At 58.2% G+C, this 10644-nt stretch carries 10 protein-coding genes and 1 tRNA gene; 10 read left to right on the top strand and 1 reads right to left on the bottom strand.

The genetic code is table 11. The annotated features are described in order from the left end of the window. The 8 genes from ACETWG_05570 to ACETWG_05535 all read left to right on the top strand — a co-directional run. The coding region (locus ACETWG_05570; GenBank protein ID MFB0516057.1) for a PLP-dependent aspartate aminotransferase family protein at positions 1–1045 on the top strand (1045 nt) is incomplete at its 5' end. A gap of 223 nt (positions 1046–1268) precedes the next feature. After that, complete coding sequence (locus ACETWG_05565) at positions 1269–1739, top strand: Lrp/AsnC family transcriptional regulator (protein ID MFB0516056.1); 471 nt, start codon at positions 1269–1271, stop codon at positions 1737–1739. A 6-nt stretch (positions 1740–1745) separates the two neighbouring features. Next, entirely contained in the window at positions 1746–2837 is a 1092-nt protein-coding gene (gene hisC, locus ACETWG_05560; protein ID MFB0516055.1) for a histidinol-phosphate transaminase, read from the top strand. Positions 2838–2966: 129 nt separating this feature from the next. Then, complete coding sequence (locus ACETWG_05555) at positions 2967–3308, top strand: carboxymuconolactone decarboxylase family protein (protein MFB0516054.1); 342 nt, start codon at positions 2967–2969, stop codon at positions 3306–3308. A gap of 401 nt (positions 3309–3709) precedes the next feature. Next, positions 3710–5254, top strand: a complete 1545-nt coding sequence (locus ACETWG_05550; GenBank protein ID MFB0516053.1) for a hypothetical protein — start codon at positions 3710–3712, stop codon at positions 5252–5254. Positions 5255–5355: 101 nt separating this feature from the next. Next, positions 5356–5757: a DUF2784 domain-containing protein gene (locus tag ACETWG_05545; protein MFB0516052.1), complete on the top strand. Its 402-nt coding sequence runs from the start codon at positions 5356–5358 to the stop codon at positions 5755–5757. A 135-nt stretch (positions 5758–5892) separates the two neighbouring features. Further along, the gene (locus ACETWG_05540; protein MFB0516051.1) at positions 5893–6615 is read left to right on the top strand and encodes a protein-L-isoaspartate(D-aspartate) O-methyltransferase; all 723 of its coding nucleotides are present in this window, start codon (positions 5893–5895) and stop codon (positions 6613–6615) included. Positions 6616–6623: 8 nt separating this feature from the next. Beyond that, positions 6624–9188: a hypothetical protein gene (locus ACETWG_05535; protein ID MFB0516050.1), complete on the top strand. Its 2565-nt coding sequence runs from the start codon at positions 6624–6626 to the stop codon at positions 9186–9188. Here the strand turns inward: ACETWG_05535 and ACETWG_05530 are convergent. Beyond that, complete coding sequence (locus ACETWG_05530; GenBank protein ID MFB0516049.1) at positions 9086–9748, bottom strand: hypothetical protein; 663 nt, start codon at positions 9746–9748, stop codon at positions 9086–9088. The two genes, ACETWG_05535 and ACETWG_05530, sit on opposite strands and share 103 nt — an antisense overlap. A 136-nt stretch (positions 9749–9884) precedes the next feature. On the opposite strand from ACETWG_05530, the gene ACETWG_05525 reads away from it, so the two are divergent. Together ACETWG_05525 and ACETWG_05520 are read left to right on the top strand one after the other, a co-directional pair. Further along, positions 9885–9956: transfer RNA gene (locus tag ACETWG_05525), tRNA-Glu, on the top strand. Positions 9957–10269: 313 nt separating this feature from the next. Beyond that, positions 10270–10644: hypothetical protein (locus ACETWG_05520; protein ID MFB0516048.1), on the top strand; the 375-nt coding region annotated here is incomplete at its 3' end.

The following is a 10644-nucleotide window of genomic DNA, read 5'->3' as shown; positions in this document are numbered from 1 at the left end:
GGAGAAGGTGGCGGCCCTGGAAGGGATGCAGCTGCGGCAGCAGATGAAGGACGGTGATCCCTACCCGGAGGTGGTGGGGATGGCTTTCTCATCGGGGATGGCGGCTATCAGCACGTTGCTGTTTACTCTGCTGCGGCCTGGTGAGACGCTGATAACCCACGGCAGCCTGTACGGCGGCACCACCGAGCTCATTGAGAACCTGCTGCCCGAGATGGACATCCACCACGTGCTGGTGCGCATTGACGGGCCCGAGCAGCTGGAGGAGGCCATCCGAAAAGCGGATCGGCCGCGGCTGGTCTATCTGGAGACGCCGGCCAATCCCACCCTGGACATGTGTGACATCGCCCGGGTGAGCGAGGTCGCCCACGCCCACGGCCTGAAGGTGGCGGTGGACAATACCTTCGCCACGCCCATACTTCAGCAGCCCCTGGCTCTCGGCGCCGATTATGTGGTGCACAGCACCACCAAGTATCTCAACGGCCACGGCACCACCGTGGGGGGTATGGTTGTCAGCCGGGAGGTGGACTTTATCCGCCACGACCTGTGGCACCATATGGAGCGTATGGGCGGCAATCCCAGCCCCTTCGATGCCTGGTTGATCAACCAGGGGATGAAGACCCTGGCCCTGCGGGTAGAGCGCCAGTGCGCCAACGCCATGACCCTGGCCGAATGGCTGGATGAGCACCCCGAGGTGGAACAGGTAAATTATCCCGGCCTGCCGCATTTCAAGTATCACCAGCTGGCCAAAAGGCAGATGAAGGGCTTTGGCGGGATGATCTCCTTCGAGCTTAAGGGCGGCCTGGACGCGGGCATCACCGTAATGGACAATGTGAAGCTGCTGACCCTGGCCGTCAGCCTGGGGACGGTGGACACCCTCATCGAGCACCCGGCCTCCATGACCCACGCTGGTGTGCCGAAGGATGAGCGGCTGGCCTACGGCATCACCGACGGCCTGGTGCGTATCTCGGTCGGGATCGAGGACGTGGCGGATATTATCGACGATCTGGAGCGGGCGATGAGCAAGATCACCCGCGCGGCGGCGTAAGATCTACGGGGAGCGCACCTCCGGTGATTTCCCTCCCGGCTTGCGTCCACAGGACAGGCATATCGGGGGCAAGGGGCATTTGGACATCAAGAGCGACTGCATTACCTATCCGGATCATCGTAAACTTAGACCTGATTGTCATGCTGATCGAAGTGCAGCATCTCATCAGTGAGATTCCTCGTTATATTCGGAATGACAGGACTGATTAAAGTGGTGGGAAGCTATGAACAAACTGGACAGCATCGATAAAAAGATTCTGACGCTGCTTCAGGAGCAGGGTCGCATGACCAACGCAGAGCTCAGCAAGCAAGTGGGCCTCTCGGCGGCTTCGGCGCTGGAGCGGGTGAAGAAGCTGGAGCGGGGCGGAGTGATCCAGGGCTACTACGCCAGCCTGGAGCATACCGCGGTCGGCATTGGCCTGCTGGTCCTGGTAGAGGTGACTCTGGCCCGGCATCAGCACGACGCCATCTTGAGGTTTGTTGAAGCGGTGCAGGATGTGAACGAGATCGTGGCCTGCTATCATGTGACCGGCCGGGCGGATTATATTCTGCGGGTAGTGGCCAAGGATATTCCCGATTACGAGCGGTTTATCATCGAGACGCTCAGCACCCTGCCGGGGGTCCAGCACATCGAGACCATGATGGTCCTCTCAGCGGTGAAGGAGTCCCACACTTTGCCCATTATGGTGGGATAGCAGTCCATGCCGTTGGTGCCGCCCTATATCAAGAGTCTGGCGCCCTACAAAGCGGGCAAGCCGGTGGAGGAGCTGGCCCGGGAGCTGGGTCTGGAGCGCATTGTGAAGCTGGCGTCCAACGAGAATCCCCTGGGTCCCTCACCCAGGGCCCTGACCGCCGCGCAGGAGGCCCTGCTGGAGAGCCACCGCTACCCGGACCAGACATCTCATGAGCTGCGGGCGGCCCTGGCCGGGCGCTTCAACGTCCGACTGGCCAACGTCGTTACCGGCAGCGGCAGCGAAGGGATCATGTCGGCCATTATGCGCACCTTCCTGCTGGACAGTGACGAGATCATCTCGGCCCGGGGCACCTTTGTCGGCTTCCGGGTGCTGGCCGATGCCTCCGGCCGCACCACCCACTGGGTACCGATGCGCGACTACCACTACGACCTGCCGCGCATGGCCGATGAGATTAACGAGTACACCAAGATCATCTATCTCGCTAACCCTGATAATCCCACCGGGACCTACTTCACCGTGCCGGAGTTCGATGCCTTCATGGAGCGGGTGCCTGAGCGGGTGCTGATCATTCTGGATGAGGCCTACTTCGAGTACGCCCGGGAGCAGTCGGACTATCCCGACTCCATGCACTACCGCTACGACAACGTCATTACGCTGCGGACCTTCTCGAAGGTCTACGGTCTGGCAGGCCTGCGGGTGGGGTACGGCTTCGCGCACGATGAACTGATCGGCAACCTGCTGAAGGTGAAGTTGACCTTTGAGCCGTCGCGTCCGGCCCAGGCGGCGGCCCTGGCGGCCCTGGAGGACCGCGAGTACCTGGAACGGTCTCTGAACAACAACCAGGCGGGCCGGGCTTACCTGCTGGAGGCCTTCCAGCGACTGGGTCTGGAAACCATACCCTCCGCCACGAACTTCCTGACACTCAAGCTGCCCAGTGATGCGGCGGCGACGAGCCTGACGGAGCAGCTCCTGCACCGAGGGGTGATCGTGCGGCACCTGCTCTCCTTCGGCTGGCCGGCGCTCATCCGGGTGACCATTGGATTGCCCGAGGAGAATGCGTTTTTTGTGGAGCAGCTGGGGGAGGTGCTGGGGGGATAGCGTTCAGCCGTCAGCAATCAGCAGTCAGCGAGAAACGTCATAATACTCCATGGTTATGTAGGCCATAGCCGATAGATGAATCGCTGATAGCTTAGTTCCCTTCAATTTCTATTTCATCAGGAGATGCACATGAGCAGGCTGAAAGATTTCGAACGTTTTCGGGCGCACATGAACGAGAAGATCCTGGCGGAGGGTAACCTGGAGACCAGGCGCTTTTTCGGGCTGGACAGCAAGGTGTACGAAGCCGGGCGTCTGGACCGGCGCACCAAGGAGCTGCTGGGACTGGTAGGCTCGCTGGTGCGGCGCTGCGACGACTGCATTGCCTACCACCTGATCCAGTGCCACGAGCAAGGGGTGGACCGGGAGACTTTTTATGAGGTGTTCAACATCGGGCTGGTGGTGGGGGGCTCCGTCGTTATCCCCTATATGCGCCGGGCGGTGGCCCTGCTGGATGAGCTGGAAGGCGATTGACAGCAACTATCGGGTGCAGATGCGCAATGATGTTTAGCATGTATAATGTGAGGCCGTACAGGGTGTGTTAGAGGGAGGACAAGCGCAAATCCGGAAACTATGGTGGAATATTCTATCCCTATCCAAATAATTCATCTAATGGATATAGAATTATGTATATTACGGCTGCTTTCATTGATGATTTTTAACATATAGATGTCTATAAAATGCCAATGCTATCCATGACGGACGGATCAGATAATTGGAAGAGATGTCAATTGAAGTTAAATGGTGGAGTTCTTTCTATAGATAGGTGCTTATAGTCAGATTAGTTTTATAGATGAGGATCTATTGAATTGAGGCCTCTAAGTCTTATATTTCTATGTATTTTGACACACGTCGTAACCCTGCTTGGTGAAGAGGTGGAAGTAGTTCTTAAATCAGGCGCGACTTACGCCGTGGGTATGAATCAAATTCTTATTACTGACGCACCCGATAGTACGTTCATCTATATTATTCAGAATGGCACACCTCGACTTGTCTCACTTGACTCGGTTCAAGAAGTACGAGTTATTATAGCAGGTCCGACGATATATAATCTCTCCGAGCTCGCCGCTCATCGGAAGGCGGCATTTATTTTAGATATATTTTTTTCACAGCAAAAAGGTAAACAGGTAACCATAACTACTTCTGATGATAGATCTTACAGCGGAGTGCTGATGTGTTCTACGGACACTTTACTACTCCTATGGGAGGATGAAGACCCCTTCCGCTGGCAAGGGATACGCGAGTTTACCAATCTGCTACCTGTCTCCCAGATCGAGCGGGTTACTGTCGAAAACGAGGCGCACTACCGGACCGGGATTATCTCCGGTCTGTTTTTGGGAGGCATATTGGGATCTTTTTTAGGTACCGTGGGCCGGGAGAGTGAGGCCAATCGGATTTTATATGGCTGGGAAGCGAAGACTCCCTTTACCCTCATTTACCCTATTTGCAGTACCGCCCTGGCATCATTTAGTACACGGGGAGCTATTGCCGGATCGATCCTGGGATGTATCGTTGCGGCTATTAACGGTTGTGAAAATCATTTTTCCGTCCAAGGTGACTCCGAGAAATATCGGTCACTTTTATTATGGATTCGAGAAAATGCATTATTTTCCGACCCACCTTATCCTCTAGTGCACCTGCTGTCAGGTGAAAAGGGTGAAAGGCCTGTGTTGTCTTCAGTTGCGCAGGCTGAGTCGGTGTATAGGGACATAAGTAAGCCAAAGGTTCCATTTTCTGACGGAAGGCGCGAGCTTCGTAGGTCTCTAGCTGCTCAATGGGCATCGAGGTTCCATATTTCCTACGGATTAGAAATGTGGTGGAAAACTGATGCTATGTCCCACATTAAAAGCGCATTTCTAAGTTCAGGGCTAGGTGGACGCGCTTTGCATTTTAAGAAGCGCGAAGCTCCAATCTCCTGGAGTTTGGAGCTGGCCTATAGCCTCACTCCGCGTCTGCGGGTAGGATTTTCACATACTGATTTATCGTGGTGGGAAGAAGTGCATGCCTGTTTTGATAGTTATGAGGGCATCGGGTGCCTTTCCTCAACTGGCTTGCACTTGAACTTGGTCCTCAGAGCTACCAGCCCGTTAAGAGAGGACCCGTGGGAATTTACCGTGGGGTCCGGTCTGAGCACTAATTTGCTCTCGGTAAAAGGGAGGTTGGCGGGATACAGTACTGCCTACGCACATGATTATTCGGTTAGAACGAACGTGATCGGAATCCATCTAAGGTGCAGTATCGATTATTACCTTTCGCGGCATGTTTCAATATGGGGCAGTGTGGAACAAAGATTTACGTCCCCAATGGTTGTTCCGGAGCAGAGTGTTGAGACTAATCAATATGGAAAGTTAACCATGGAGGAACACACCATCCGGTTATCGGGGGCAGAGGCCGCATTAGCCTTGAGATTTCATTTTTAGCCCACCCGCAGGCTAAAGTCCGCGATGTTGGAGATGTTCCCACCTGATGGGAGCCATTATTACCCCTGTAAGGCTGGTATCTAGTAGTAAGAATCTGAGTTGTGTCGTTTCTGACTGATGTAGTTGTATTTATCCACCTGGGGTATGCCAGCTTCGTGCTGGTGGGATTCATGCTGATCCTGGCGGGAGCGGTGCTTGGGTGGCGCTGGATCCGTAACCGGGTCTTCCGCTGGGTGCACCTGGGCTGCATCGCGCTGGTGGCCGTGGAGGCGGTCGTTGGTCAGATCTGTCCGCTCACGCTGCTGGAGAACTGGCTGCTGGTGCGGTCGGGTGGGGTGGGCTACGAGCGCACCTTTATCGGCCAGCTGCTTTACGATCTGCTGTACTACGACTTCCCTGCCTGGGTTTTCACGGTAGCCTACGTGACGCTGGCGGCGCTTACGGCCCTGACGCTGGTGTTGATACCGCCGGTCAAGCGCGTGGTGGCCGGGCAGGCGCCCTGAAATCCTTGCACTAAGCGGATTTCCTCCCTACCATTTCATGAAGCTGGGCTGCTGAAGGGTCCTGGCCTGTGAGGGCCGGAAAGGAGCGGTTGTGTGAGACCCCGACACCCTGATCTACGGTATTTACTAGCACTGATGCTGGCGGGAGGAGCGGCTATCTCCTGGCGACCGCCGGTAGAGTATCCTACGGGCTATGGTGACCTACGCCCTCAGGATGAGGCGCGATACGCCGCCCAGCGGGAGAAGATGGTCACGCGGCAGATCGAGCGGCGGGGGATCGATGACCGGCGGGTTCTGGCGGCCATGCGGGCGGTACCCCGCCACCGTTTCGTCCCGGCGGACGAGATTCGCCAGGCCTACACCGACAGCCCCCTGCCGATCGGCTACGGGCAGACGATTTCCCAGCCCTTCATCGTGGCCTACATGTGCGAGATGGCCCTGCTCGATACGGGGTCCCGGGTGCTGGAGGTGGGCACCGGCTCCGGTTACCACGCCGCGGTCATGGCGCAGATCGCCGATACGGTGTACACCATCGAGATCATCCCGGAGCTGGCCGATAGAGCCGGGGCGACGCTGTCGTCGCTGGAGTATGGCAATATTGAGACCCGCACCGCCGATGGTTACTACGGCTGGCCGGAGGCGGCCCCTTTTGACGCCATTGTGGTGACCGCGGCCCCCGAGCACATTCCCCCGCCGCTGGTGCAGCAGCTGGCCGAAGGGGGGCGGATGGTCATTCCGGTGGGGCATCCCTTTCTGACGCAGTACCTGGTGCTGGTGGAGAAGAAGAATGGCCGGGTCACCTCCAGGCAGCTCATCCCGGTGAGGTTCGTGCCCCTTACCGGGCGCCACGATCAATAGCGAACATCATGGGCAATAAATCTTCACCTGGACAGCGGCTGCTGCCGGTGCTGCTATTCGGCCTGTCTTTCAGCCTCCTGGCTTACGAGGTAGTGCTGCTGCGCGTCCTATCCTACCTCCAGTGGTACCATTTCGCTTATCTGGTGATCAGCCTGGCGCTGCTGGGCTTCGGGGCCAGCGGCACGCTGATGCACGTGTTTCGATCATTCTGGCAGCGCCATTTCGACCGGGCCTTTTCCTTCGCGCTGCTGTTTACCGGGGCCGCCATGGCCGGCCTGAAGCCGCTGCTGGCCCTGATTCCCACTGACACCTTCCTGGCCGTGTGGCAGCCGTGGCAGCTGGGGGGATTAGCCCTGCTCTGCCTGATGCTGTTTCTGCCGTTTTTTGGCGGGGCTTTCGGCCTGATTCTGGTGTTTTCAGCCGCGCCGGGCCGGATCGCCTTGAACTACGGTGCCAATCTCCTGGGTTCGGGCGCGGGGGCCCTGGGGGGACTGCTGCTCCTCCATCACTGGCATCCGGTGGGGATTCCGGCCTGCCTGGGATTGGCCACCGGCGGTCTGGGACTGGTGTATGCAGGGAGCACATTGTTTCAGATGCGCGCCCACATACGTTGGAAAGATACCGCCTTGTACGCGGTTGCCGGCCTGGGTGTATTGGCGGTAACGGCCTTATTGACGTGGGCGCCGCTTGATCCGGCCATGTCCCCGTACAAGGCCCTGAGCCGCACGCGGTTGATGCCGGACACGGAGGTGCTGCTGGAACGGGCCAGCCCGCTGGGTGTATTGACTATTCTCAGAGGCCCGACTTTGCGGTCCGCCACCGGCCTGAGCCTGTCCTACCAGGGTGAGATCAAGCCCCAGGCGGAGGCATATCTGGACGGTAATCCGATGGGATCACTGCCCCTGCTGGATGACACGTCCGCTAGCGCGCCCCTGCGGCACGCCAGTTTCAGCCTGCCCTACCGGGTGCGCTCGTTCGGCGCCGGCCAAACCGGGCCCCGACGCGTACTGGTGCTGGAAGCCGGCACCGGCGCGGAGGTGCAGCAGGCCCTGATGGTGGGGAGCAGCAGCGTCACTGCCGTCGTGCGGCATCCGGAGCTGCCGCAGGCGCTGGATTATCTCACCGGGAGAGAGTCCGGCCTCGGCTCCATCTACCGGGATCCGCGGGTGGAGCTGGTGCTAACCGAACCCCGGGGTTTCCTTTACCGAAGTGAGGGGGAGTTTGACGTGATCATGGTGCCACCGACGGGCGGGGTGGTGAGTGCTTCGGCGGCTATGCAGGCCATTTATGAAAACAACCTGCTCACCCGGGAAGGGGCGGCGGCCATGTTGGAGCGCCTGTCGCCGGATGGGCTGGTGTGCATCAGCACCTGGTTGGACAGTCCGCCGCGGCGGCCTTTGAAGCTATTCAATCTACTGGCGGCAGCCCTGAGGGAATCGAGGCCAACAGAAGTGGCGGATGCCGGTGCGCATCTGGCGGCCATCGGCAGCTGGAATGTCGCCACAATGGTCCTTTCCCGCCGTCCCTGGACATCGGAGGAGCTCGGGCGCATCCGCCGGTTTGCCGCAACCGAAGGCTTCGATCTGCTCTATCTACCAGACCAGGATAAGGTGGAGCGGACCGGTTTTTACCACCAGTTGGCCGATACCACCCTGGTGCCGTCTCTGGCGGCCCTGGCGGTGGGGGCTTCCTCGCCCGGAGCCGTTCTATCCCCCTTTTTCCTGAAACCTCCCACCGACAACCGTCCCTTCTTCCACCATTTCCTCACGCTACGCTCGCTGCCGATCATGCGCCATACCCTGGGTACCGCCGGGGTTATGCTGGCGGAGTGGGGTTACGTGCTGCTGTGGATCACACTGGTGCTGCTGCTGGTGGGTGGGGCGGTGGTGATCCTCCTGCCCCTATGGTTCAGCGGCCGCGCCTCCAAGACCGGTCGCGCTGAAGAGCAATCCCTGCGGCGACCCCCCAGCCTGCTGTATTTCGGTGTCATCGGCTGCGGCTTCATGTTTGTGGAAATCGTCCTGATCCAGAAGCTGGTGCTGGTGCTGGGTGATCCGGTGTACGCCACCGCCGCGGTGATTACCGCCCTGCTGGTGTTTGCGGGAGTGGGTAGTATGCTGTCGGGGCGTCTGACGCCATCGGTGGGTATGCTCATCCCCTGTGCGGTAGCCGCAATTATACTTTTATTAGTGATCCTGTTTGTGGGCGTCTCCTTATTAGCCCCGGGCTGGGCGGCATTGGACAAAGGTGGGCGCTTGGTGCTAGTCGTCGCTGCCCTGGCTCCCCTGGCGCTGGCGATGGGGATATTTTTCCCGACGGGAGTGCGCTGGCTGGATGCTGCCCGGGCCGAGCATCTCATCCCCTGGGCCTGGGGGGTGAATGGTTTCGCGTCCGTGATTACCACCCCGCTGGCAACCATAGCGGCGCTGAATCTGGGCTTTTCGGCGGTGGTGATGCTGGGGGCGGGCTGTTACCTGCTGGCGGCGGCTGTTGTCTTCCGGTGGTGGGCCAGGCGCCAGGCAAACCAACCTACGCCGGTAGCCAGTCCGATCGCGAATAGCCACCACGGGTAAGACCGGGGCACCTCTTGTGCCCTGAGGGTTGGAAAGTTCCACAGGAAGCTGGCGATGATTACCAGGCCTGCCGGAATTTCGACCAGCCAGTCCAGCCGGCGGAAGTGTGGGGGTTGATCCGGAGGTAGTCTCAAGATCAAGACGGCCGCGGCAATGAGTGCCACCGAAACCAGCATCGGTGCCAGCACGGGGCCGGTCCATGGAAAGGGAATCAGGAAGAGGACGTCCCAATCCAGCAGGGATGCAGGCCAGTCCACGAGCAGTTTCAGAGCCAGATAATAGATCAGGTCCCAGCCGCCGAAGCAGAAGACGAAGACGGCAAAGCGCCGCAGGTTATGGCGTACGACCAGGCAGGCGACACTGAGGAGCAGCAGCAGGGTGGCGGCCTCCCGGCCTACCTCCGTCCAGACTAGGCGGGAGGGGACGGCTGCCAGGGGGAATTGGAACCCATTGGGATAGTACGGTTCCCGCAGGTAGACCACTACCGCCGCCTCGATATACCCGAAAGCCAGGGAAAAGAGGCTCAACCAGAGGAGCAGTTTGCGGGTATCGGTCTCCATGTTTCCGCTCGATTGGGAACCGCGCAAATATACACTCTGATGCGGGCGGCACCCAATGGGGTGATCGCAGTAAGGAACAGCCGGGCTATTTTCTTGATGCCTGTTTTGACCGCACCTAAATTCACGCGCCTCTGGCGGCCCGTTCGTCTAGTGGTGAGGACTCCAGATTTTCGATCTGGCAACAGGAGTTCGATTCTCCTACGGGCTACTGTCCGCCAGCTGGCGGATCCCCCCAGCGAGATAAGCCTATTCTCGTCGGGGGTTTAAATTTTCCGGGCTACCAGACCACATCCGCGGACTCCTGCAAATGCGCCAGGTTTCTTAGAGGGTAACCATACCTGTGCAATGAAGTGTAACTGTCTTGATCAGTTTTAGCTTTCCTCGACAATCGTATGATAGCACTTGTAAAAGTAGTGGGCGTTCTATATCTTTCATCATCAGTGGATTGAAAGCAGCGAGTCGAGCAAGAACCTTTTCCCCGCAGAATGCGAGGGTGCAGGTGGGGTGAGGAAGGGGTAACCATGAATAAATATGCTATCCTCATAGCTATAACCAGTGTTCTAATCGGTCTGATAGGTTGCGATACTACGGAACCAGAAGATGAATCCGATTTCGCGCTTTATTTCCTGGCTAATGATTCCATGGGAACTTATGAAGCGATGCAACAGGGAATATCCCGGCTGGAGCTGGAGTTAGAGCCGTGGCTTAGCGAAAAAGACATTGAGTTCTACGATTTCTCCACTCACTTCATCTATCTTAAAACGGACAAGGGGGATTTCTTCGAAGGTTATGATGAAGACAATCGCATTAATTTCTTACTGGTCGATAAGCCGTTCGTGGTAGTAGCAGGTGGCAGCCGCTGTTACATCGGCTCCCTTCATGACCCCTTGCTCGCC

It is taken from the genome of Candidatus Neomarinimicrobiota bacterium (assembly GCA_041862535.1).
In the GTDB taxonomy this organism is placed as follows: domain Bacteria; phylum Fidelibacterota; class Marinisomatia; order SCGC-AAA003-L08; family TS1B11.
The sequence above is the reverse complement of the archived record's forward strand: the minus strand, read 5'-3'. Positions and strand labels throughout refer to the sequence as shown.

Bases quoted from the DNA above. Each gene is read 5' to 3' on its own strand.
- ACETWG_05565 (MFB0516056.1), top strand. From the start codon at position 1,269: ATGAACAAACTGGACAGCATCGATAAAAAGATTCTGACGCTGCTTCAG.
- hisC (MFB0516055.1), top strand. From the start codon at position 1,746: ATGCCGTTGGTGCCGCCCTATATCAAGAGTCTGGCGCCCTACAAAGCG.
- ACETWG_05555 (MFB0516054.1), top strand. From the start codon at position 2,967: ATGAGCAGGCTGAAAGATTTCGAACGTTTTCGGGCGCACATGAACGAG.
- ACETWG_05540 (MFB0516051.1), top strand. From the start codon at position 5,893: ATGCTGGCGGGAGGAGCGGCTATCTCCTGGCGACCGCCGGTAGAGTAT.
- ACETWG_05535 (MFB0516050.1), top strand. From the start codon at position 6,624: ATGGGCAATAAATCTTCACCTGGACAGCGGCTGCTGCCGGTGCTGCTA.
- ACETWG_05530 (MFB0516049.1), bottom strand. From the start codon at position 9,748: ATGGAGACCGATACCCGCAAACTGCTCCTCTGGTTGAGCCTCTTTTCC.